Consider the following 24,575-nt stretch of genomic DNA (forward strand, 5'->3'; position numbering starts at 1 on the left):
AACCGCCCAGAACAAGACACACTGAAGAGCTACGCTAACGGCTACAACGGAACCCGTTCCGAAGCTCTCAGGCAAGAAGACGCCCCATACCCAAAGAAGTAACCCCCCATTCCATCAAAGCCTGTACCTCAAACGGTGCGGCCCTGACGGATCCAACAAAACCGAGAATTAATCGTTACGAATGCGGCGCATGGCAATGACCGCCACCAAAGCCAGGCCAGCCCATATCGCTCGACCATCCAGATTCCCCATGTCATCCATCAAGTCAGCCTCACCACTGAGGGGTGCATTGCTCGTGTCCGCTGCACGCCCGCGGGGACTGGCACCCAGAGCTACTTTCACCATGCCAGAGTTTTGCACGGCTTCAACTGCGGAATCCATGCCAGACGAATTTTTGGCTACGCTCATGCGCGGAACCGCAAGCGGATCGGTAATGCCTGTGTTTGCCGCACACACCGCCGTCATCGATACGAAACCGAGAGCCACAACGATATTAATTAGCTTCAACATAAACACCCCTGGTAAATCGCACACTTGCTGCACTGCAATATACAAGGAGATGCTCTGGTAAACCCTCGGTCAATTGCAACAATGTGTGCGCTTCAGCAAAAAAACTACTGAAATTGAAACAGTTTTTATATTGTGGAAAATTAATATGCGACCCTGCCCCGCAAATCTGCTTCACCCGCCAGACATTGGTACATTTGCGCATATTTGGGCTTTTTCAGCACCACGACACCCTGGCTCCTCATGATAAATGCCATTGACAAGCAAAAAAACTTCCTCCGACCGAGCTTTTCCCTTGTCGGCGTAATAGAGGCCTTTTTGGACCCTGTGATCACTATCGTGGTCCTGGGTGCATGCCTGGCCGCATTTGCCCACCCGTTTTCTGCACGCTACATGATCTTGGGGGTGATAGCTTTTTCACTCTCGTTCCCTGGCAACGTAGGGTTCCACGAGGCTCCGCGCCGGGTTCTGCGAAAACTGCTGACAAATTGGCTAACTTTTTTACTGATCTTGGGCGGCTTCGGCATAGCTACAGGCTATTTGAAGAGTTTTACGCGACCAGTTTTGATCTCCTGGGCCGTGTTGACCCCATTTGTACAAATTGGTTGCCACTTTCTCATGCGCTGGGCCGTGCCTAGATTCATGGCGCAGAACGGGCCACGGGAGGTCGTCATTACCGGCGTAAACGAGGTAGGACTGCGTCTAATGCGCGAGTTCGAATCAAACCCCTACCTGAACACACGGGTGCTTGGTTTTTTTGATGACCGCGCCTCAGACCGCCTAGCGGAATTGGGTAAGGTCCCTTTGCTTGGTCGCATGTCTGACCTAGCGGACTACATGAACACCCACAATGTTACCGCCCTGTATCTTGCCTTGCCCATGGCGTCCCAGCCACGCATTCTGAGCCTGCTGGATGACCTGAAAGACACCACAGCCTCCATTTATTTCGCACCTGATATTTTCATGACCGACCTGATCCAGGGGCGACTGACTAATGTGGGCCCCATGCCCGTTATGGCCGTGTGCGAAACCCCGTTCAATGGCATGAGCGGGCTGATCAAGCGCATCTCAGACGTCATCATCTCGCTGTGCATTTTGCTGCTGGCATCCCCCGTATTTGTGATGCTGGGCTTGGCTGTCAAATTCACATCCCCTGGCCCGATCATTTTCAAACAACGGCGCTACGGCCTGGATGGAAAGGAAATTCTGGTCTACAAATTCCGATCCATGACCACGGAAGACAATGGTTCGGTCGTCAAACAAGCCACCAAGAACGATAGCCGCATTACCCCGCTGGGTGCCATATTGCGTAAAACATCCCTGGACGAACTACCCCAGTTCTTCAACGTGTTACAGGGCCGAATGAGCATCGTAGGCCCTCGCCCCCACGCGGTGGCCCACAACGAAACCTACCGCAAGCTGGTCAAAGGCTACATGGTGCGGCACAAGGTCAAACCCGGCATTACCGGTTGGGCACAGGTGAGCGGCTACCGCGGCGAAACCGAAACCATCGACAAGATGGAAAAACGTATCGAATACGACCTGGAGTACCTGCGCAACTGGTCCCTGGGATTTGACTTGTGGATCATCGTCAAAACCGTGCTTGTGGTTCTGAACGATAAAAAAGCGTATTAATGATCGCTATATTTTAGATAGCTGCTTCCGCAGGATATACCTGCGCTAGAGCCTGTTTTCTTATATTTTTTCTATAGCCTGATTGCGCACTGCGCTCAGCTGATTCGAGGCAACTTGAATGGGCGCAATCTCTGCCAACGGGTGGAGTACAAACGCCCGCTGCCACATGCGCGGATGGGGCACGGTCAATGCCGGACTCTCGATGCGGGCCGCGCCAAACAGCAGAATGTCCAGGTCCAGCGTACGCGGTGCGTTCCGGTACGGGCGCAGGCGGCCTGCCGTTTGCTCTATTTTCTGTAGCTGCCCTAGCAGAGCGGGCGCGCACAAACCCGTGATTACTTCAACAACCGCATTCACGTAGTCCGGACCATCGGAGTCCACGGGGGCTGTACGGTACAGCGAGGACCGTTGGACCACCTGGGTATTGGGCAACGCATGGATCGCATCCATGGCTACCAGCACCGTGTCGGCAGCATCTCCGAGGTTGGCGCCAAGCGCGATGTATGCGGTGACAGGGGTACGCTGCAGCTCAAGCATCGGAGCCGGCTGCCGGAGCGGAGCCGCCCGCACCGGGTTTGCGACGGCGGCGGCGCTTCTTGGGGGCGGCTGCTAGGTCAGACTCAGGGGCGGCGTCCACGGCTGCAGGCTGGTCTGCTGCCGCACGTGGCTGCGAGACCACACGGGGTACGCGCACGGCCTTCTGGCGACGGCCCTGCTCTTCGCGGGCCTGGGCCAGCAGGTCTTCACGCTGGTCATCGCTGCCGGTGGTGAACTCCTGCCACCAATCGGCGATGGATTGATCCACCTCACCGGCATCGGCACGCAGACGCATAAAGTCAAAAGCGGCGCGGAAGCGCGGCTGGTCGATCATGCCGTAGGGGCCGCTGCCCACGCGTTTTTCAAAGCGCGGCTGCATCAGCCAGGTCTCGCGCATGTCGCCAGCCAGCTTGCCACGGCCGGACACATCGCCAATGCGGGCGTTGAACACGTCTTCGATCGCATCCTGCAGCGCCACGAAGGGCGGCTGGCGGCCGGTACGGGCGGCCCAGCCCTCGCGCACGTCGGCCCACAGCACGCACGCCAGCAGGAAGCTGGGCGCGACGGGCTTGCCCTCGCCTACGCGGCGGTCGGTGTCCTGCAGCGCGGCCAGCACAAAGGGCTGGTCGGCCCGTTCCACCACCACGTCCAGCAAGGGGTAGATGCCGGTGGCCATGCCGAGCTTGCGCAGCTGGGCGATGGTGGCCACGGCGTGGCCGGTTTGCAGCAGCTTGAGCATTTCATCGAACAAGCGGCTTTGCGGCACATCGGCCAGCAACTTCTGCGAGTGCACCAGGGGCGCGGCAGTTTTGGGTTCGATGGTGAAACCCAGCGCACCCAGCTTGGCAGAGAAACGCACGGCGCGGATGATGCGCACCGGGTCCTCGCGGTAGCGGGTGGCCGGGTCGCCAATCATGCGAATGACGCGGTTCTTGGTGTCCTTGATGCCGCCGTGGTAGTCCACCACGATCTGGCTCTTAGGGTCGTAGTACATGGCGTTGATGGTGAAGTCACGGCGGGCCGCGTCTTCGTCCTGCGGACCCCATACGTTGTCGCGCAGCACGCGGCCACTGGAATCGACAGCGTGCTTCATGTTCGCCAGCTCGCTTTTGCTGGTGCGTTCGTTACCGGCGACCTGCTCAGCGGCGGCGTTGTCCATATAGGCGCGGAAGGTGGAAACCTCGATCACCTCGTTCTCGCGGCCCCGCCCGTACACCACGTGGACGATGCGGAAGCGCCGGCCGATGATGAAGGCACGGCGAAACAGGCCCTTGACCTGCTCGGGCGTGGCGTTGGTAGCCACGTCAAAGTCCTTGGGGCGCAGGCCCACCAACAGGTCGCGTACGGCGCCGCCGACGATATAGGCCTCGAAGCCAGCCGCCTGAAGGGTGCTGACCACGTTGATGGCGCGCTCGTCCACCAAAGAGGGGTTGATGCCGTGCTCGGTGACCGGGATTTCAGCGCGTTTGCCGAACTTCGGCTGTTTCGCGGCGGGCTTTTTGCCCAGCAGTTTGTCGATGAATGTCTTGATCATTGGGAATTAGGAAAACAGCTCCAGTATGCGCCAGCCGCGCTCCTGGGCAATTGCGCGTAAACGCGCGTCGGGGTTGGTGGCGACGGGATGCTGGACCTTTTCCAGCAGTGGCAGGTCGTTGATAGAGTCGGAGTAAAACGTAGCGTCCACGTCCTGCCAGCCCCACCCCCGCTGGGCCAGCCATTGCTCCACGCGGGTGATTTTGCCCTCGCGGAAGGATGGCACGCCCTGGATGTTGCCGGTGATCCAGCCGCTGGCGTCCTGCTCCAGATCAACCGCAATCAGCTCCTCCACCCCTAACGCTTGGGCGATGGGGCGGGTGACGAAGGCGTTAGTAGCGGTGACGATGACCAGCTGCGCACCCTCAGCGCGGTGCTGCTGAAGCAAGTCCAGCGCCTGCGGTGTAATGGCTGGTTGCACGACTGCGCTCATGAAATCTGCGTGAGCAGCTATGGATTTAGTAGCACCCTGGCGCCGCGCCGCAGCCGTGGCAAAGAGCACGTACTCGTGGATGTCCAGCGTACCGGCCTTGTAATGGGCGTAGAAATCGTCATTGCGCTGCTTGAACACCACGGGGTCAGTCCAGCCGATTTCGGTGGTGTAGCTGCCCCAGGCATAGTCGGAATCCATGGGGATCAGCGTGTGGTCGAGGTCGAACAGCGCCAGTTTCACGGGGTGGTCTTTCAAATTGTCTCCAGCATGGATTTGACCAAAGGAATGGTGATGGCGCGCTGGGTCTGCAGCGCATAACGGTCCAGGTGCTCCAGCAGTTGCATCAAGCTGCCCAGGTCACGGCTGAAGCGGCGCAGCATGAAGTCCACCACCTCGTCGCTGAGCACCAGGCCACGCGCCTGGGCCTCGCGGCGCAGCACGGCACGGCGCTCGTCTTCGCTGAGCAGTTGCAGCGCAAACACGTGGCCGCCACCCAGGCGGGTGCGCAGGTCTTCCCGCAGCACCAAGTGGGCCGGTGGCACATCGCCGGCACCCAGCACCCAGCAATTGCACGTCTGCGCATTCACAAACCACTTGAAGGCCATGTGCTGCTGCGCAGGGTTGTACAAATGCACATCGTCCAGCAACACAGCGGCCCAGCTATCGTCAAACTCGGGCGGCTCATAAACGCTGGGGTCCAGCCAGCCAACCCTCGCGGCCTGCATGCGGTAGGCCTCGCGCACTGCGCGCAGCAAATAGGTTTTGCCGGTGGCGGGCTCACCCCACAAATAGGTTTGCAGAGGGCGGCCCGTGTCCACCACGGCCTGCTGCACATGCTGCAGCGCTGCCTGGTTCTGCCCCGCGAAAAAATTGCCCAGCGTAGGGCTGGTCGCCAGGCCGATGTCCAATACCAGTTGCTGCATGCTCAGCCTCGGTAAAAAGGGCTGGCAAAGTAGCGCGTGCGCAGGCGACGTATGGCCACCAGCATCACCGCACTAACAGGCAAAGCCACCAGCACGCCCACAAAACCGAACACCTCGCCAAATGCCAGCAAGGCAAAAATGACCGCGAGCGGATGCAGGCCTATGCGCTCCCCTACTAGCCGGGGCGTGAGAAACAGGCTTTCCAGTACTTGGCCGGAGCCAAATACGACAGCCACCATGACCACAGCCTTGATGGAAGCGAACTGCAGCAGCCCCGCCAAACTAGCCAGCACGAGGCCTACACCAAAGCCCAGGTAAGGTACAAACATGGCCAGACCGGTGAAGATGCCGATGGGAAGCCCCAAGTCCAGGCCGAACAGGCTCAGGCCTACCGCGTAGAACACCGCCATGATCAGCATCACCAACAGTTGCCCGCGCAGGTACTGGCCCAGCACCTGGTCTGCCTCGTCCACAAAATGGTCAAAGCCCGCGCGCAGGCGGGTGGGCACAAACTGCACAATCAGGGAAACAAACCGGTCCCAATCCATCAGCAGGTAAAACAAGGCTGCCGGAATCAGCACCAGATTGCCCACCACCGACAGCGCCACGCTTCCGCCCAGCTTGAGCGAAGAAAACAGCGAGCCCAGCGCCTCTTCTACGTTTGCGTTCAAATATTTGAAGGCAAACGCCTTGATGCTGGCTGGGTCAAGAGACACCTTGAGCCCCAGTTGCGCCAGTAAGGGCTGCAACCAGCGCACCAGACCATCCAGCAGCCCGGGCAATTGCTCACGCATCAAGGGCGCCTCTTTCACCACAATGGGCACGATCAGCAGCGCCAGCATCAGAAAAGCCAGCACAAAGCCCAGCTCGACGACGGCCACAGCCAGCAAGCGCGGCACACGGCCACGGCACAGGCTATCGAGCGAATCCACCAAAGGCGTCAACACATACGCCAATACCGCCGCCACCGCAAACGGCGTGAGCACCGGCCCCAGCACCCACAGCACCAGCAACATGCCCAGCGCAATGGAAATCCAGGTAAAACCGCGCATTTGGGTGGGGGTAAATTGCATCAAGAGGTGGATAGAAGCAGAAAAGAAGGATGGCGCCAGGAGCCGGCTGTGCGGACTTGCACACGCAAGCCCTTAAAATCTGCCCAAATTCTATAGGGCTACACGGCTAAATCCCGTCTGCCCGCTTATCTGGGCAGCAATGTCCGCATCTTTCGCCCCCTTCTAAACGCTCCGACCATGACCACTTCCCACACTTCTCCCCTCTCGTACAAGGACGCGGGGGTCGATATCGACGCAGGCGACGCACTGGTCGAACGCATCAAGCCGCTGGCCAAGAAAACCATGCGCGAAGGGGTGTTGGCCGGTATTGGCGGCTTTGGCGCGCTGTTTGAGGTGCCCAAGCGCTACAAAGAACCGGTGCTGGTGAGCGGCACCGACGGCGTGGGCACCAAGCTGCGCCTGGCGTTCGAATGGAATATGCACGACACCGTGGGCATCGACCTGGTAGCCATGAGCGTCAACGACGTGCTGGTGCAAGGTGCCGAGCCGCTGTTCTTCCTGGACTACTTTGCCTGCGGCAAGCTGGATGTAGACACCGCTGCAGCCGTGGTCGGCGGCATCGCCAAGGGCTGCGAGCTGTCGGGCTGCGCGCTAATCGGCGGCGAAACCGCTGAAATGCCCGGCATGTACCCCGCAGGCGAATACGACCTGGCCGGTTTCGCCGTCGGCGCCGTCGAGAAATCGAAGATCCTGACTGGCAAGGAAGTCGCCCCCGGCGACGTGGTGCTGGGCCTGGCCAGCAGCGGCGTGCACTCCAACGGCTTCAGCCTGGTGCGCAAATGCATCGAACGCGCGGGCGACACCGCACCCGCCACGTTGGACGGCAAACCCTTCAAGCAAGCCCTGATGGAGCCGACCCGCCTGTACGTGAAGAACGTGTTGGCCGCGCTGGCTGAGCACCCGATCAAGGCCCTGGCCCACATCACCGGCGGTGGCCTGCTGGAGAACATCCCCCGCGTACTGCCCGAAGGCACGGCCGCCCACTTGGTGAAAGGCAGCTGGCCCCAGACCGAACTGTTCGCCTGGCTGCAAAAGACGGCCGGCATCGATGATTTCGAGATGAACCGCACCTTCAACAACGGCATCGGCATGGTGGTGGTGGTGGACGCGGCAAACGCTGCAGCCACGGCAGCCACCCTGCGCGGCCTGGGTGAATCGGTGTTTGAAATCGGCAAGATTGCACCGCGCGGCGACACCGCCCCTGTCGTTGTTGCCTGAGACGCGGAATACCGGCCTATTTTTTAATTTATAAGAAATAGGCCTCTAGCGCAGACAATACCTGCGCTAGCAGCTATTTAAAATATAGCAAACCGTTCAACCGAGGGCCCGCCATGTCTGCTTTGACCGAAGACCAAGCCCGCAGCTATATGCATAAGCTGCTGACCGCCATGCACCAGGCGGGTGGCTCGGACTTGTTCATTGCCTGCGACTTTGCGCCCAGCATGAAGGCACACGGCCAGATGAAGGCCTTGTCGGCCCAGAAGCTGGCCGGCGACGTGACCCGCATGCTGGCCCACGCCATGATGAACGAGCGCCAGCGTGAAGAGTTCGCCAAGGAAATGGAGTGCAACTTCGCCATGGCACTGCCCGGGGTGGCGCGCTTTCGCGTCAACGTCTTCGTGCAGCAGCAAAACGTCAGCATGGTCATACGCACCATAGCAGCCGAGATCCCCAGCTTTGCCAGCCTGGTCCTGCCCGAGGTGCTGAAAGAAGTCATCATGCACAAGCGCGGGCTGGTGCTGGTCGTGGGCGGCACGGGCTCGGGCAAGTCCACCTCGCTGGCGGCCATGATCGACCACCGCAATGCCAGCACTGGCGGCCACATCATCACCGTGGAAGACCCGGTGGAGTACGTGCACACCTCCAAGATGTCGTTGGTCAGCCACCGTGAGGTGGGCGTGGACACGCACTCCTGGCACCACGCACTGAAGAACACACTGCGTCAGGCACCCGACGTGATTCTGATTGGCGAAATCCGCGACCCGCAGACCATGGAGCATGCGATTGCATTTGCCGAAACCGGCCACCTGTGCCTGGCCACGCTGCACGCGAACAATGCCAACCAGGCGCTGGACCGCATCATCAACTTCTTCCCCGAAGAGCGGCGCAACCAGCTGCTGATGGATTTGTCGGCGAATATGCGCGCCATCGTGTCGCAACGCCTGGTGCGTATGGAGGACGGCAAAGGCCGCCGCGCCGCCGTCGAGGTGCTGTTGAACACGCCCATCGTGGCCGACCGTATTTTCAAGGGCGCGTTTGGCGACCTGAAAAGCATCATGGACAAGTCGCGCGAGATGGGCATGCGCACCTTCGACTGGGCCCTGTTCGAGCTGTACAACGCAGGCGATATCTCCTACGAAGAGGCCATACGCAATGCCGACTCGGCCAATGAACTACGGCTGAACCTGAAGCTGAAGAGCACGCGCGGCGAACCCGCTACCGCCGCAGGCATGGAGCTGACCTTCGACAAACCACTGACCGAAGAAGAAATCGAAGCCCTGCGCGCAGAAGAGCTAGAGAAGCAGCGGCTTAAACGCCGCCAAATGGAAGACGAGCAAATGGCCCGCCTGCGCCAGGCTAAGCTGGACCAGCAGACCCCGTAGCCATAGCCAGCACCTTGTCGATGCGCTTGCCGTCCAGGTCCACCACCTCGAACAGCCAGCCCGCACACTCGATACGCTCCGCCGTCGCCAGCATCCGGCCCGACACCGACATCAGCAAGCCCGCCACGGTGTTGTAACGGCCCCGCGCCTCGTCGGGCAGCTCCTTGATGTCCAGGCGGACCTTTAGCTCCGTCACCGGCATCAGGCCGTCCAGCAGCCACGAGCCATCGTCGCGCTGCGTGGCCCAGGCATCGGCCTGCGCGCCGGGCTGCAGTTCGCCAGTGATCGCCTCCAACAGGTCGCGCGGGGTCATCAAGCCCTGCACCACGCCGTACTCGTCCACCACGAACACCATACGGCCCGACTTGGCGCGGAACTGCTCCAGCAGCTCCATACCGCTCAGTGTCTCGGGCAGAAAAGCAGCAGGCAGTACATACGGCTCCACCGGGCCAGCCTGGTCAGCACCCAGCTCCAGTAAACGGGCCACGCTGATCACGCCCACCACGTCATCCAGCGACCCACGGCACACCGGGTACCAGGAGTGCGCGCCCTTGTCGCCACCACTGCTGGCCATCTGCAGGCATTGCGCCACGCTGTGCGTAGCTTCCAGCCACTCCACGTCGGTACGCGGCACCATCAGGGATGTCAGCGGCCGCTCGTCCAGGCGAAACACGTTTTGCACCATCAGGTGCTCGTGCTCTTCGATCACGCCCGCGTCCACGCCCTCTTCCAGGCTGGCAACGATTTCCTCCTCGGTCACGGAGCGGCCCGCTGCATTGTCGATACGCAGCAGTTTCAACACGGTCTGGGTGCTGAAGGACAGCAAACGCACAAATGGCTTGGCCGCCGTGGCCACCCAGGCCATGGGCCGCGACACATAGCGCGCCACCAGTTCCGGGTGCAGCTGGCCAATGCGCTTGGGCACCAGCTCACCGAACACAATGGTCACAAAGGTAATCACCGTCACCACAATCACCGTGGCCGACACATCCGCCGCCCGTGCCGCCACACCCCAGTGCTGGATCCAGGCAGAAACGCCATCGCTGAACGCAGCCTCACCCAAAATACCGTTGACCATGCCTATAGAAGTGATGCCCACCTGTACAGAAGACAGGAATTGCGTAGGGTTGTCCAGTAAATCCAGCGCAGCCTGCGCCCCCTTGTCCCCCGCCTCGGCCATCGCCGCCAGACGTGCCTTGCGACTGGACGCCAAGGCCAATTCAGACATAGAAAAAACGCCGTTGAGCAAGGTCAACAGCACGATCAGCAATAAATCCATGGATCAGATGTGAGAATGAGGAGATGGCACTTTACTTGATTGGCGACATCCAGGGCTGCGATGCCCCGTTGCAACGCTTGCTGGACAGGCTGGATTTCTCGCCCAGCCGCGATACGCTGTACCTGCTCGGCGATCTGGTGAACCGGGGTCCCGCCTCGGCCCAGGTGCTACGGCGCTTGATGGGCTACGGCGATGCCGCACGCTGCCTGCTGGGGAACCACGACTTGCATTTGCTGGCAGCGGCCCACGGCATACGCCCGACGCAACGCCAAGACACCTTGCAGGGCATCCTGGAGGCTCCGGACAGATCATCACTGTTAGATTGGGTACGCCACCAGCGCCTTGCACTGCTGGAGCACCTGCAAGGGCAGGAAATCCTGATGGTGCACGCCGGCGTGCTGCCTGGATGGACCGCTGAACAAACCCTGGCTTTGGCCGCCGAAGTGGAAGTCGTTTTGCGCGGCCCGGAGTTGGTGGCATTCTTAGGGCAGATGTATGGGAATACACCAACCCAATGGAACGATGGCCTGCACGGCACCGACCGACTGCGGGTCATCGTGAATGCACTCACGCGACTGCGGTTTTGCTCTGCCGAAGGTCAGATGGAATTTGAAAGCAAAGAAGGTGCAGGAGGGGCGCCGGCCGGCTATATGCCTTGGTTCGACGTGCCAGGACGGCGTACAGCTAACACCACGGTTGCTTTTGGCCACTGGTCCACGCTGGGCTGGTTGGACCGCAGCGACGTGCTGTCGCTGGATACAGGCTGCGTTTGGGGAGGATGCCTGAGTGCGCTGAAGCTGGGCAACACTGCGGCAGACAATCAGCTGATTCAGGTACGCTGCGAACAGACGCAGCGCCCCGGCACCTAAGAAAGCAGATTCAGGCCGACACCGAACTGTCAATCGCCTTGAACAGGGCGGCGACTTTACGCTTAGGCTTGATATTGGCCGAAATACCCCGCACGGTCGCATGTTTAGCGGCAGCTTCCCAGGAAGGTGCCGCATCGCTAGCAGCGGTTTGCTCGTAAGGGCGATCAAAAAATGGGTCTCGCGGTGCTCCCGCTTGGCGGGGAGCACGCGGCGCAGGACGTGGCGTATCCATCACATCCCGAGGATCATCTCCACCCCAAGCACGGCGACCATCGTTGATACGGCCCTGCACGCGGATCTTAGGGATGTCTTCTTCAAACTCGATGGCTTCAAGTTCAATCTTGGTTTTGACCAGCTTTTCGATGTCTGCCACCAAACGGGCATCGCTGCCTGACACAAAGCTCACCGCCAGGCCAGATGCACCTGCACGGCCTGTGCGGCCAATACGGTGCACATAGTCTTCGGCATTGAAAGGCACGTCGAAGTTGAACACAGCAGGCACATCCTTGATGTCCAGACCCCGCGCAGCCACATCGGTGCAAACCAGCAAATCGACTTCACCCTTTTTGAATGAGTCCAACGCTTTCAGTCGTTCGTCCTGGCTTTTGTCGCCGTGCAAGGCCGCTGTCTTCAAGCCCTCCTTCTCCAGCGAACGGGCCAGGCGCGCGCAGCCCAGTTTGCTGTTCACGAAAACAAAGGCCTGTTTCATCCCTCGGCTCTTCAGCACTTGATGCAAGGCCCGACGCTTGTCGTCTGCATTGATGCTGTAGAAGTGCTGCTCCACAGTCGACGCCGTGGCATTGGAGCGGGCCACTTCGATAGTGACCGGGTCCTGCAGATAACTGCTGGCCAGACGTTTAATTTCAGAAGAGAAAGTTGCCGAAAACAGCAAGGTAGTGCGCTGCTTGGGCAAATAGCTCAGGATACGCTGCAGATCCGGCAGGAAGCCGATATCCAGCATGCGATCGGCTTCGTCTAGCACCACGTATTCCACCTGGTTCAGAACCGCATTCTTTGCCTCGATATGGTCGAGCAAACGGCCAGGTGTCGCTACCAGAATTTCAACGCCTTTTTTCAATTCCAGCGTTTGCGGCTTCATGTCCATGCCACCAAACACCACCGCGCTACGCAGATTAGTGTACTTAGCGTAAGACTTCACAGCCTGCGCAACTTGGTCGGCAAGCTCTCGTGTAGGCAGCAAAACCAAAGCACGGACGGGATGGCGTGCCGGCGAGGTAGACGAGTTCTCATGCTTGAGCATGCGCTGCAGCAACGGCAGAGAAAACGCCGCTGTTTTACCGGTTCCGGTTTGGGCTGCTCCCATTACGTCGCGCCCCTGCAAAACCACAGGAATAGCTTGCGCCTGAATCGGCGTCATCGACGTATAGCCCATGTCCGCCACAGCACGTGACAAGGGTTCTGCAAGCTGCAGCTGCGAGAAAGAATCCAGGGGGGTATCGCTCATCAAATCCAGAGGTAAGTAGCTATTCAAACAATAGCAAATTGGACCCACGCGACGTGGGCAAACCCAGATTATCCCTGAAAATGAAAAAACTGCTTTTTAAGCATACGTTGGGCACACGCTCTAAAAGCACAAAGCTGGCAGAAACCAAGGTCTCCGCCAGCTTTTTACAGTCTAGTGCTTGACAGGCACCACAGGCGTCACGGCAGGCTCCAGCGCAGCAGCCACCGCCACGGGCTCCTCATCTGGTAAGGGCTGCGGCATACGCTCCAATGCAACCTCTAAAACCTGGTCAATCCACTTAACAGGGACGATCTCCAGCCCGTTCTTTACGTTAGCCGGGATATCCTGCAGATCTTTGGCGTTTTCTTCGGGGATCAGCACCGTCTTGATACCACCGCGCAGTGCGGCCAACAGCTTCTCTTTCAAGCCACCGATAGCAGTGACCTCGCCACGCAGTGTAATTTCACCGGTCATGGCAACGTCGCCACGCACTGGGATGCCCGTCAAGGCAGACACAAAGGCCGTAGTCATAGCGGCACCCGCACTAGGACCATCTTTGGGCGTTGCACCATCAGGCACGTGGATATGGATGTCCTTCTTCTCAAACACCTCATCCTTGATTCCCAAACGCTTCGACCGGCTACGCACTACAGTGCGGGCAGCTTCCACCGACTCTTTCATCACATCGCCCAGAGAGCCGGTACGTGTGATCACACCCTTGCCAGGCATGATGGCAGCTTCGATGGTCAACAAATCGCCACCCACCTCGGTCCACGCCAAACCGACGACTTGGCCAATCTGGTTCTTTTCTTCAGCACGGCCATAGGTGTACTTTTGCACACCCAGGTACTCATTCAGATTGTCGGCCGTCACCTTGACCTGTGCAGTCATCTGCTTGAGCAGTAGCCCTTTGACAACCTTGCGGCAAATCTTGGAGAGTTCGCGCTCCAAGGAGCGGACGCCTGCTTCACGGGTGTAGTAACGCACGATGTCACGAACGGCATCTGGCGTTAGCAACAACTCCTCTTCTTTCAGGCCGTTGTTCTTCAGTTGCTTGGGCAACAAGTACTTGACGGCGATGTTCGTCTTCTCGTCTTCGGTGTATCCGGCAAGACGAATAACTTCCATTCGATCAAGCAAGGCCGATGGAATATTCATGGAATTCGACGTTGCGACGAACATGACATCGCTCAAATCAAAATCCACCTCCACATAGTGGTCGCCGAAAGTATGGTTTTGCTCCGGATCCAGCACTTCAAGCAAGGCACTGGATGGATCACCGCGGAAGTCCGTGCCAAGCTTGTCAATTTCGTCCAGCAAAAACAGCGGGTTGCGCGTGCCGATCTTGTTCAGACTTTGCAAAACCTTGCCAGGCAGTGCACCGATGTATGTGCGCCGATGACCGCGAATCTCCGCCTCATCACGCATACCGCCCAACGCCATGCGTACGTACTTACGCCCTGTCGCCTTGGCGATCGATTGCCCCAAAGATGTCTTGCCCACGCCCGGAGGGCCTACCAAGCACAAGATCGGAGCCTTGACCTTATCGACGCGCTGCTGCACCGCTAAATATTCCAAAATGCGGTCCTTGACCTTGTCCAGCCCGAAGTGGTCTTCGTTCAGTACCTCTTCGGCATTGCGCAAATCGTGCTTGATCTTGGTCTTTTTGCTCCAAGGCAAGGCTGTGAGCACGTCAATGTAGTTGCGCACCACCGTCGCTTCAGCCGACATAGGAGACATCAGCTTGAGCTTCTTCAGCTCGCTCTCAGCCTTCTTCAATGCCTCTTTGGGCATCTTGGCCAACTTGATCTTCTTTTCGATCTCGTCGATGTCCGCGCCCTCTTCCCCTTCGCCCAACTCCTTTTGAATGGCCTTAACCTGCTCATTCAAGTAGAAGTCGCGTTGGTTCTTTTCCATCTGGCGCTTAACGCGGCCGCGGATCTTCTTGTCAACGTTCAGAATGTCCACTTCACGCTCAAGCTGACCGTAGAGGTTTTCAAGACGTTCACGCACATCGGACAGATCCAGCACGACCTGCTTGCTGTCCAACTTGAGCGGCAAATGCGCAGCGATGGTGTCCGCCAGACGCCCTGGGTCGTCGATGCTGGAAATGGACGTCAGAATTTCGGGCGGAATCTTCTTGTTCAGCTTGACGTACTGGTCAAACTGCTGCATCACAGCACGGCGCAATGCCTCGATCTCCGTCGTCTTGTGTGCAGTCGCCGACCCAACGACCGGCGTAATGCTGGCCACAAAATGTGAGTCGCCATCTTCAATGCGATTGACCGTCGCGCGCTGCTGACCCTCCACCAGCACTTTTACCGTGCCGTCAGGAAGCTTCAGCATCTGCAGGATGGTGGAAATGCAACCCACATCGAACATGTCAGCAACAGAAGGCTCGTCTTTCGCTGCGGCCTTTTGCGCCACCAGCATGATGCGGCGCTCGGCCTCCATCGCGGCTTCCAGCGCCTTGATACTTTTGGGACGCCCAACAAAGAGTGGGATCACCATGTGGGGGAAGACCACCACGTCGCGCAAAGGCAGCAAGGGCAAGTCGAGCGGCTCGGCAGGTAGGGAAATGTGTCCGGACATGAAGATCCTTTATGTAACCTGTTGAATATGGACTTCTAGCGGCAGTTTTCAAGCCACCTTTGCTACCGAATCCGCAGCAGGTGGAGAAAAGCTGCATCCATCCAGGATGCAGTGTTTCGTCTCAGGCCTTTTTCGCGGCTTCGCGGTACACCAGGAGCGGCGGCTTACTCTCGTCAATTGTGGATTCATCCACAACAACCTTGTCCACATTGTGGTTGGTGGGCAAATCAAACATCGTATCGATGAGCGACTGCTCCAGTATCGAGCGCAAACCACGCGCCCCCGTCTTACGAGCCAGGGCCTTCTTGGCAATGGCCTTCAAGGCCGATGGGCGAATTTCCAAATCCACACCCTCCATGGCCAGCAGCTTGCTGTACTGCTTTACCAGGGCGTTCTTGGGTTCCGTCAAGATCTGAACCAGCGCATCTTCACTAAGTTCCGCCAGGGTGGCCACCACCGGCATACGTCCGACCAGTTCGGGAATCAAACCGAACTTGATCAAGTCCTCAGGTTCCACTTCGCGGAACACCTCGGTCAGGCTGCGTTGCTCCTTGCTTTTGACTGAAGCGCCAAAGCCGATACCCGAGGATTCGGTACGGTTGCCAATCACCTTTTCAAGCCCCGAGAAAGCACCACCCAGAATAAACAGAATATTGGTCGTATCGACCTGTAAAAAGTCCTGATTGGGGTGTTTGCGCCCGCCCTGCGGCGGCACGCTGGCCATCGTGCCTTCGATGAGTTTCAGCAACGCCTGCTGCACGCCTTCGCCCGAGACGTCACGGGTGATAGAGGGGTTGTCCGATTTGCGCGAAATCTTGTCGATTTCGTCGATGTACACAATGCCGCGCTGGGCGCGCTCAACTTCGTAATTACAGCTTTGCAGAAGCTTGGCCACGATGTTTTCGACGTCTTCGCCCACATAGCCGGCTTCCGTCAGAGTGGTCGCGTCGGCCATCACAAAAGGCACGTCTAGCATGCGTGCCAACGTTTGCGCCAGCAAGGTCTTCCCGGAACCCGTGGGTCCAATCAGAAGAATATTGCTCTTGGCCAGCTCGACATCGTCCTTCTTGGCGCTTTCCTTGTGGCGCAAGCGCTTGTAGTGGTTGTAGACCGCCACGGCCAACGTCCGCTTGGCAACGTTCTGGCCAATGACGTAATTGTCGAGGTTATTCTTGATATCCAGCGGCGTAGGCAGGGCAGCTCCTGCCTCGCGGGACTCGGTCCCGGCTGGCAGCTCATCACGGATGATGTCGTTGCACAGGTCGATACATTCATCACAAATGAATACCGACGGTCCTGCGATCAGCTTTTTCACTTCATGCTGGCTTTTGCCGCAGAAGGAGCAGTACAGAGTTTTTTCGCTGGAGGAGCCTTTTTTTTCGGCCATGGAGAGATGCCTTTTCAGTCGTTACTGAATGATAACCAAATAAAAACGGCGCTTTCTTTTCCAGAAAACGCCGTTCGGGGCCGCAGAGCCTCTTGTTTTACGCTCAGGGCCGCTTGCTGATGACCTCGTCCACCAAACCATAGGTCTTGGCTTCATCGGCAAACATGAAGTAGTCACGCTCTGTATCACGCTCGATCTTCTCGATGGGCTGGCCCGTGCGTTCAGCCAGGATACGGTTCAACTGGTCACGCGTTTTCAAAATGTCACGCGCATGGATCTCAATATCCGTTGCCTGACCTTGCGCGCCACCCGAAGGCTGATGAATCATCACACGCGAATTGGGCAGGGAAAAACGCTTACCCTTGGCACCAGCGGCCAACAAGAATGCGCCCATACTGGCCGCCATGCCTACGCACAAGGTGGAGACGTCAGGCTTGATGAACTGCATCGTGTCGTAAATCGCCATACCGGCCGTGACCGAACCACCAGGCGAGTTGATGTAGAAAGAGATGTCCTTGTCGGGATTTTCGCTTTCCAAGAACAGCAGCTGCGCCACCACCAGATTGGCGGTCTGGTCATTGACCGGACCGACCAGGAAAATCACGCGCTCCTTGAGCAGGCGCGAATAGATATCGTACGAACGCTCACCACGTCCCGACTGCTCGATGACCATGGGCACCATGCCAAGGCCTTGAATTTCCTGTGTGCTATTACGGATGAACATGGTGTATTTACCTTATTGAAGAGCCATTACAAATAAATAAGGGCTTGCGCCAGAAACACAAGCCCTCTTTGTACCAAATCCGGCAGCAGACTAGTTCTGACCCATCAGCTCGTCAAATGCAACTGCCTTGTCAACGACCTGGGCCTTGCCCAGAACGAAGTCGGTCACATTGCTTTCAATCACGATGGCTTCAACTTCGGCCAGGCGCTGGTTGTCGCTGTAGTACCAACGCACCACATCGGCTGGCTTCTCGTAGCTGGAAGCCAGCTCTTCGATATGGGCCTTGATTTGCTCGGTCGTGGCTTGCAAAGCATTGCTACGAACCAGTTCAGCAACCACCAGGCCCAAGCGCACACGGCGCTCTGCCTGGGGACGGAACACGTCATCGGGAATTGGCGCCTTGTCGGCATCCTTGATGCCGCGCTGCTTCAAATCAGCACGGGCGGACTCAATCATGCGATTCAGTTCCGACTGCACGCTGGCGTTTGGCAGATCGAGTTCAGCCTTGGCAATCAGCGCATCCATCACGGCTTGCTTGTTACGTGCCAACACGCGGAATTTGACTTCGCGTTCCAGGTTCTTGCGGATATCGGCACGCAGACCTTCGACGGTGGCGTCGGCAATACCCAGCGACTTAGCCAAAGCTTCATTCACTTCTGGCAGATGGGCAGCTTCAATCTTGTTGACAGTGACCATGAAGTCAGCTTGCTTACCGGCCACATCTTTACCGTGGTAGTCCGAAGGGAATGCCAGGGGAAAGGTGCGGCTTTCACCGGCTTTCATGCCGCGCACGGCATCTTCGAATTCCTTCAGCATCTGGCCTTCGCCAACCAGAAATTGGAAGGCTTCAGCCTTGCCGCCCTGGAAGGTTTCACCATCGATCTTGCCCTCGAAGTCAACGGTCACACGGTCACCATCTTCAGCGGGCGCATCAACAGCGCGCTGAGCGAAGGTACGACGCTGCTTACGCAGAATTTCAACCGTCTTGTCAATCGCACCGTCGTCCACTACGGCGGAAACCTTTTCCACCTGGGCCGTCGCCAGATCACCGATCTTGACTTCAGGGAACACTTCGAAGATGGCGTCAAAAGCCATTTGACCTTCGGGGGATTGTTCGTTTTCGCTGATGCGGGGCTGGCCGGCCACACGCAGCTTGGCCTCATTGGCAGCAACAGCAAAAGCCTCGCCCACCTTGTCGTTCATCACTTCGTAATGCACGGAGTAACCATAGCGCTGTGCCACCACGTTCATGGGCACTTTGCCTGGACGGAAGCCGTCCATCTTGACAGTGCGCGCCATCTTCTTGAGACGGGTAGCTACTTCGTTCTGGATCACTTCCACTGGCAGGGACAACGTAATCTTACGTTCCAGCTTTTCTAGGGTTTCAACAGTAACTGCCATCTGGGGTCTCGTATAAAAAAGTGTGGTGCGCGGGGGGGGACTCGAACCCCCACACCATTGCTGGCGTCAGGACCTAAACCTGGTGCGTCTACCAATTTCGCCACCCGCGCAAATACAGAACTAAACAGACGACTCAGCGGAACGCTCAACTGCACACCGTAGAAAACCGTCTGTTGGAAATCGGTCAGCCCTCTATTTTAGCGCGCTTCAAACCCGGTTTTTAGCGCACACGCGAATCTGCTGTATCGGCCATTCAGACCTTCCCCTGCTCGGCAGCTGGCAACTTGACGCGAAACCACGCCGCATACATGGCGGGCAAAGAGAGCAATGTCAGCACCGTCGCCACGATCAGCCCGCCCATGATGGCCACCGCCATAGGCCCCCAGAACACCGACCGCGACAGCGGAATCATGGCCAGCACCGCCGCCGCAGCGGTCAGCACAATCGGCCGCAAGCGCCCCACAGCAGACTCGACGATCGCGTCCCAGGTCGGCACACCACGCGCCCGCTCATGCTCGATCTGGTCGATCAAGATCACCGAATTGCGCTGGATCATGCCCATCAGTGCGATCACGCCCAGCAAGGCCACAAAGCCAAAAGGACGGCCCAGCGCCAACAAGGCAGCCGCTACGCCCGCAATACCCAGCGGGCCGGTCAAAAACACCAGCATGGCGCGGCTAAAGCTTTGCAGCTGCAGCATCAGCAGGGTAAAGGTCAGGAACAGCATGACGGGGATACCCGCCACGATGGAATCGGAACCCTTGCTGCTCTCCTCCACCGCACCGGCCACCTCCACCCGGTAAGCGGTCAGCCCCTTGGCGGCCCATTGGGCTTCCAGCTTTTTCAAAGCTGGCAGCAGCTCATTGGTCACGGTCGCACCTTGCAAACCCTCTGGAATATCGGCCTGCACGGTGATGGCAAAGTCGCGGTTTTGGCGCCACATGACGCCCGGCTCCCAGTCGAACACTGGATGGGCCACCTGCAATAAGGGGATGGACTGGCCCGTCGCGGTGGGCAAATAGGCGTTGCCGATATCGGTGATGACGCTGCGCTCATCCAGCGGCTGGCGCAGCACGATGTCGATCAATTTGTCGCTCTCTCGGAACTGGCCTACCGTGGTACCGCTCAAAATGGTCTTGGCCGCCTGGGCAATCGCCTGGCTATTCACCCCCAGCGCCAGGGCCTTGGTCTGGTCAATCTCCAGGCGCATGACCTTGACCGACTCGTTCCAGTTGTCATTCACCCCACGGGTGTTGGCGCTCTGGCGCATCACGTCCTTGACCTCGTCGGCGCGCAAGCGCAAGACCTTGGGGTCCGTGCCCACCACGCGGAACTGCACCGGATACGGCACCGGCGGCCCCGTGGACAAGAGCTTGGCCCGGCCACGGACCTCAGGAAACTCGGTGGCCAACAGCGCCGGCAGCTTGGTGCGCAGAATCTCGCGCTGTTGCAGATCCTTGGACATGACAATGAACTGCGTCACATTGGTCTGCGGAAATATCTGGTCCAAGGGAAGGAAGAAGCGGGGCAAGCCTGAACCTATCCATTCGGTGACGGTGCTCACACCCGGCTCCTGCAGCAGCCGGGCTTCCAGCTTCTTAGTGGTGGCCTCGTTGGCGGCAAAAGAAGTTCCTTCGGGAAACCAGATGTCCACCAAGATCTCGGGGCGACTGGAGTCCGGGAAGAACTGCTGCTGCACCCGGCCCATGCCCACGATGCCCAGGGCGAAAATCAGCAAGGTAGCGCCAATAGTCAGCCAGCGGTGCAGCACACACCAGTGCACCAGGCGGCGGAAGCGGTTATAGAACGGCGAATTGAATGTCTCATGGCCATGGGCTTGCGCATCTGGCTCCGAAGTCTTCGCATGGGGTGGCGCCTTGAGCAGCAGAACGCCCAGGTACGGCACAAAATACACCGACACCACCCAGCTGATCAATAGCGCCAGCACGGTCACCGCAAAAATGGCAAAGGTGTACTCGCCCGTAGTGGACTTGGCGATGCCAATCGGCAGAAAGCCCACAGCGGTGATCAGCGTGCCGGTCAGCATGGGCATGGCGGTGATCTCGTAGGCGAAGGTGGCAGCGCGCACTTTGTCGTAGCCCTCCTCCATTTTGCGCACCATCATCTCCACTGCAATGATGGCGTCGTCCACCAGCAGGCCCAGCGCAATGATCAGCGAGCCCAGCGAAATCTTGTGCAGGCCGATGCCCCAGTACCACATGCCCAGAAAGGTCACCCCCAACACCAGCGGGATGGTGATGGCCACCACCAGGCCTGGTCGCACGTCCAGGGTGTAGCTGCGCCAAAAAGGATTTTTACCCGGGCGCTTATGCAACCCCAGGCTGATGAAGCTGACCAGCAGCACGATCACCACGGCCTCAACCAGCACATGGATGAACTCGTTGACCGAGGTGCTCACCGTCTTGGGCTGGTCTTGCACCTGGGCCAGTGCCACGCCGGCGGGCAGGCCCTGGCCAATTTTCTTCACCGCCACGTCCAGCGCCTTGCCCAACGCAATGATGTCGCCGCCCTTGGCCATAGAGACGCCCACGGTAACCACATCCTTACCCTGGTGGCGCACCTTGACGCTGGGCGGATCTATATAGCCACGGCTGACAGAGGCAAGATCGCCCAGGCGGAACTGGCGGCCCGCAGACGCCGCACTGCGGATGGGCATGGCGCGCAGCTGCTCCAGCGAGTCGAACTGCCCTGCAACGCGCACCTGCACCACATCCAGCGGGGTCTGCACCGTGCCGGCACTCTCCACCTCGTTCTGCTGGCCCAGCTGCGCCAACACCTGGTTCCGGTCCAAGCCCAGTTGGGCCAGACGCTTGTGCGACACCTCGATGTAGACCTTCTCGTCCTGCACGCCAAACAGGTCCACCTTGGCCACATCCTTCACGCGCAGCAGCTGCTGGCGCACATCGTCGGCAAACACCTTGACCTCGGCATTGCTGAAACCATCGGACTCCAGCGCGTAAATCACACCATACACATCGCCGAAATCGTCGTTGAAAAACGGCCCCTGCACACCGGATGGCAGGGTGTAGCGCATATCGCCAATCTTCTTGCGCACCTCGTACCAGCTGTTGGACACGTCGCTGCCGCGAATCGAGTCCTTCACATAAAAGATGATCTGCGACTCACCGGGCTTGGAATAGCTTTGAATCTTGTCGGCATAGGCCACCTCTTGCAGGGTGCGCTCTAGCTTATCGGTCACCTGCTCGGCCACCTGCTGGGTGGTTGCCCCGGGCCAGTAGGCGCGTATCGCCATGGCACGGAAGGTGAACGGCGGGTCTTCGTCCTGGCCCAGCTGGAAGTAGGAGATACCGCCCATGAGCATCAACACGACGATCAGGTAACGGGTCAGGGCCGGGTGCTCCAGCGCCCATTTGGAAAGATTGAAGCCCGGCTTGGCCTGGGCGGAGTTGTTCGGCTGCGTCATCTAGAAACTCACTGGGCGGTCGAGGCTGGCGCTGCAGAATGCATAGCAGCTGCCGCAGGTGCTATCTGCGCTGTGGGCTGTTTTTGCATATAAACCGAAACCTTCTGCCCCGGGGCCAGCACATGCACGCCGGCCGTCACCACCTGCATGCCCGGCGCCAGGCCGCTGGCCAGCACCACCTCGTTACCGTCGGCCGTGGCCACCACCACCGGCTGCGACTTCACCGTCATGCTGGCGGTATCCAGCACCCAGACCGCCGTGCTGCCATTGGCTTCCTGCTTGAGGGCGCTGGTGGGCAGCTTGATGACCGGCACACCACCACGGGTCAGCGATGCCAGCACCACCGATACCGTGGTACCCAGGGGAGGCGCCGTCTGCGCATCGATAGCCACCTTGACCAGGAAGGTCCGGGTGGCCGGATCGGCACTGGCCGCAACCTCACGCACCGTACCGGTCAACTTGGCGTCTGACGACCAGACCCGCACCTCCACGGCCGAGCCCAGCTTGACGCTGGCCACCCGGTCTTCCGGCACCGAAAACACCACGTCGCGCGCGCCATCCCGGGCCACCTTCAGCACCGGCGCACCGCCGGCCACCACCTGGCCGGGCTCGGCAGACACGGCCGTCACCACACCGGCCACATCCGACACCAGGCGGGTGTAGGCCGCCTGGTTGCCCTGGGAAGACAGCTGCGCCTGGGCCTGATCCACCTGCGCCTGGGCGGCTTTTAGCGTGCTGTCGCGCCGCTCCAGCTCGGCGCTGCTGATGAAGTTCTGGTCCTTCAGCTCCTTGTAGCGCTTGTAGTCGGCATTGGCCAGGTCTCGGTTGGTCACCGCCGCAGCCACCTGGGCGCGGGCGGCATCGGTCGCCAGCTTGTAGTCCTGCGGGTCCAGTTGGGCCAGCACCTGGCCCACCTTCACGCGCTGGCCCAGTTCGGCCTGGCGCTGCAGAATCTTGCCAGCCACCCGAAAGCCCAGTGCCGACTCCACCTGCGGCCGCACCTCGCCCGCAAATTCAAACTGGGCGCCCATGTCGCCCAGCGCCACCGTCATCACCTTGACGGCGCGCACCGGCTCGGGCGCCGACTCGTGCTTGGAGCAAGCGGCCGCCAGCAGGGCCACAGCGACCCAGATGGCGCCCATACGGAGCGACGGACGCAAACCACGCGGCGAAGAAGAATGCTGGGGCATGACAAACCTACTGAAAACTGCGGGAGATTAAATTACTGACTGGTTGGTTAGTAATTTATGAGAATGGGCCAGGCATGTCAAGCGACAATCCGGGCCGTGAAAGCCCTAGACCCATCCCAAAATGCTACCCCACAAACCACCAGCCACTACGAAAACTTCCCCGTAGCATCCATCCTGTGCCCGGCCCGGCTGCGCCCGCCCATCGCGGCGATCTACTGGTTCGCCCGCACTGCCGACGACATTGCCGATGAAGGCACGGCCCCGCCACCGCAGCGCCTGGACGACCTGGCCGCCTACCGTGCCGATCTAGCCGCCGTAGCAGCGGGCCGCGCGCCCTCGCAACGCTGGCAACGGGTGTTTGTGCCGCTGCAAGCCGCCATGGCGCAATTTGCCCTGCCCGAGCAGCTGCTGGCCGACCTGCTCAGCGCCTTCACCCAGGACGTCATCAAAACCCGCGACCAGGCCGGCTACGCCGACCGCGCCGAGCTGCTGGACTACTGCCAGCGCTCCGCCGCGCCGGTAGGCCGCCTGCTGCTGCATCTTTATGGTGTGGACGATGCCACGTCCCTGCAGCACAGCGATGCCATCTGCAACGCCCTGCAGCTGATCAACTTCTGGCAGGACCTGAGCCTGGACCTACCACGCGGCCGCTACTACCTGCCACAAGACCGCAGCCTGCACCACGGTGTGGACGCGCAAGCCCTGCAGCAAAACCCGCAAAGCCCGGCGCTCACCGCCCTGACTGCCGAGAACGTGGCCTGGGCCCGCGCCCTGATGGCCAGCGGCACACCACTGGTGCACCGCGTGCCCGGCCGCGCCGGCTGGGAGCTGCGCCTGGTGGTGCAAGGCGGCCTGCGCATCCTGGACAAAATCGAGGCCCTGGGTTTCGCCACCCGCCACACCCGGCCCAAAGTCAGCGGCTGGGACGTACCGCTGATGCTCTGGCGCGCGGTTTGGATGTGACAATCAGCCCCAATCT

19 protein-coding genes and 1 tRNA gene are annotated in these 24,575 nt (G+C 59.4%); 5 read left to right on the plus strand and 15 right to left on the minus strand.

Annotated features, from left to right (window positions below; genetic code table 11):
• Positions 1–168: 168 nt before the first annotated feature.
• Positions 169–555, minus strand: a complete 387-nt coding sequence (locus AC4BBN_RS18735; RefSeq protein ID WP_490593517.1) for a hypothetical protein — start codon at positions 553–555, stop codon at positions 169–171.
• A 345-nt stretch (positions 556–900) separates the two neighbouring features.
• Here AC4BBN_RS18735 and AC4BBN_RS18740 point away from each other — a divergent pair, with 345 nt between their 5' ends.
• Positions 901–2,142, plus strand: a complete 1,242-nt coding sequence (locus AC4BBN_RS18740; protein WP_490593649.1) for an undecaprenyl-phosphate glucose phosphotransferase — start codon at positions 901–903, stop codon at positions 2,140–2,142.
• Positions 2,143–2,202: 60 nt separating this feature from the next.
• Here AC4BBN_RS18740 and folK read toward each other — a convergent pair whose 3' ends face one another.
• The 5 genes from folK to AC4BBN_RS18765 are packed head-to-tail and all read right to left on the minus strand — an operon-like array spanning position 2,203 to position 6,641.
• On the minus strand, positions 2,203–2,679 hold the full coding sequence (gene folK / locus AC4BBN_RS18745) for a 2-amino-4-hydroxy-6-hydroxymethyldihydropteridine diphosphokinase (RefSeq protein ID WP_490593518.1): 477 nt from the start codon (positions 2,677–2,679) through the stop codon (positions 2,203–2,205).
• Entirely contained in the window at positions 2,672–4,213 is a 1,542-nt protein-coding gene (gene pcnB, locus AC4BBN_RS18750; protein WP_490593519.1) for a polynucleotide adenylyltransferase PcnB, read from the minus strand. The genes folK and pcnB overlap by 8 nt, the downstream gene beginning before the upstream one ends.
• Before the next feature lie 6 nt (positions 4,214–4,219).
• Entirely contained in the window at positions 4,220–4,885 is a 666-nt protein-coding gene (locus AC4BBN_RS18755; protein ID WP_490593650.1) for a histidinol-phosphatase, read from the minus strand.
• An 11-nt stretch (positions 4,886–4,896) separates the two neighbouring features.
• Positions 4,897–5,568 (minus strand): DnaA regulatory inactivator Hda, encoded by a 672-nt coding sequence (hda, locus tag AC4BBN_RS18760; protein ID WP_490593520.1) that lies wholly within the window; start codon positions 5,566–5,568, stop codon positions 4,897–4,899.
• 2 nt (positions 5,569–5,570) lie between these two features.
• Positions 5,571–6,641: an AI-2E family transporter gene (locus AC4BBN_RS18765; RefSeq protein ID WP_490593521.1), complete on the minus strand. Its 1,071-nt coding sequence runs from the start codon at positions 6,639–6,641 to the stop codon at positions 5,571–5,573.
• Between the two features lie 177 nt (positions 6,642–6,818).
• Between AC4BBN_RS18765 and purM the strand changes: the two genes are divergently transcribed.
• On the plus strand, positions 6,819–7,859 hold the full coding sequence (gene purM / locus AC4BBN_RS18770) for a phosphoribosylformylglycinamidine cyclo-ligase (RefSeq protein ID WP_490593522.1): 1,041 nt from the start codon (positions 6,819–6,821) through the stop codon (positions 7,857–7,859).
• Between the two features lie 113 nt (positions 7,860–7,972).
• Positions 7,973–9,244 carry a PilT/PilU family type 4a pilus ATPase gene (locus tag AC4BBN_RS18775; protein ID WP_490593523.1) on the plus strand — a complete coding sequence of 424 codons (1,272 nt, stop codon included), beginning with the start codon at positions 7,973–7,975 and terminating at the stop codon, positions 9,242–9,244.
• Here AC4BBN_RS18775 and AC4BBN_RS18780 read toward each other — a convergent pair.
• The gene (locus AC4BBN_RS18780; protein WP_490593524.1) at positions 9,219–10,523 is read right to left on the minus strand and encodes a hemolysin family protein; all 1,305 of its coding nucleotides are present in this window, start codon (positions 10,521–10,523) and stop codon (positions 9,219–9,221) included. The genes AC4BBN_RS18775 and AC4BBN_RS18780 overlap by 26 nt on opposite strands.
• Positions 10,524–10,546: 23 nt before the next feature.
• Here AC4BBN_RS18780 and AC4BBN_RS18785 point away from each other — a divergent pair, with 23 nt between their 5' ends.
• A complete protein-coding gene (locus AC4BBN_RS18785; protein ID WP_490593525.1) occupies positions 10,547–11,392 on the plus strand; it encodes a symmetrical bis(5'-nucleosyl)-tetraphosphatase in 846 nt (281 codons plus the stop codon).
• Between the two features lie 10 nt (positions 11,393–11,402).
• Here AC4BBN_RS18785 and AC4BBN_RS18790 read toward each other — a convergent pair whose 3' ends face one another.
• The 8 genes from AC4BBN_RS18790 to AC4BBN_RS18825 form a co-directional block, all read right to left on the minus strand.
• A complete protein-coding gene (locus tag AC4BBN_RS18790; RefSeq protein ID WP_490593526.1) occupies positions 11,403–12,857 on the minus strand; it encodes a DEAD/DEAH box helicase in 1,455 nt (484 codons plus the stop codon).
• A gap of 171 nt (positions 12,858–13,028) precedes the next feature.
• On the minus strand, positions 13,029–15,449 hold the full coding sequence (gene lon, locus AC4BBN_RS18795) for an endopeptidase La (RefSeq protein WP_490593527.1): 2,421 nt from the start codon (positions 15,447–15,449) through the stop codon (positions 13,029–13,031).
• 121 nt (positions 15,450–15,570) lie between these two features.
• Positions 15,571–16,836 carry an ATP-dependent Clp protease ATP-binding subunit ClpX gene (gene clpX, locus AC4BBN_RS18800; protein ID WP_490593528.1) on the minus strand — a complete coding sequence of 422 codons (1,266 nt, stop codon included), beginning with the start codon at positions 16,834–16,836 and terminating at the stop codon, positions 15,571–15,573.
• Between the two features lie 103 nt (positions 16,837–16,939).
• Positions 16,940–17,560, minus strand: a complete 621-nt coding sequence (gene clpP, locus AC4BBN_RS18805; protein WP_490593529.1) for an ATP-dependent Clp endopeptidase proteolytic subunit ClpP — start codon at positions 17,558–17,560, stop codon at positions 16,940–16,942.
• A 90-nt stretch (positions 17,561–17,650) separates the two neighbouring features.
• On the minus strand, positions 17,651–18,961 hold the full coding sequence (gene tig, locus AC4BBN_RS18810) for a trigger factor (protein ID WP_490593530.1): 1,311 nt from the start codon (positions 18,959–18,961) through the stop codon (positions 17,651–17,653).
• Between the two features lie 23 nt (positions 18,962–18,984).
• Positions 18,985–19,071 (minus strand) — tRNA-Leu (locus AC4BBN_RS18815).
• 143 nt (positions 19,072–19,214) lie between these two features.
• Positions 19,215–22,406, minus strand: coding sequence for an efflux RND transporter permease subunit (locus AC4BBN_RS18820; protein ID WP_490593531.1), 3,192 nt, complete (start codon positions 22,404–22,406; stop codon positions 19,215–19,217).
• An 8-nt stretch (positions 22,407–22,414) separates the two neighbouring features.
• Positions 22,415–23,596 (minus strand): efflux RND transporter periplasmic adaptor subunit, encoded by a 1,182-nt coding sequence (locus AC4BBN_RS18825; RefSeq protein ID WP_490593532.1) that lies wholly within the window; start codon positions 23,594–23,596, stop codon positions 22,415–22,417.
• Positions 23,597–23,692: 96 nt separating this feature from the next.
• Between AC4BBN_RS18825 and hpnC the strand changes: the two genes are divergently transcribed.
• Entirely contained in the window at positions 23,693–24,559 is an 867-nt protein-coding gene (hpnC, locus tag AC4BBN_RS18830; protein WP_490593533.1) for a squalene synthase HpnC, read from the plus strand.
• Positions 24,560–24,575: the final 16 nt, after the last annotated feature.

The organism is Rhodoferax sp. SPJ21 (assembly GCF_058216335.1).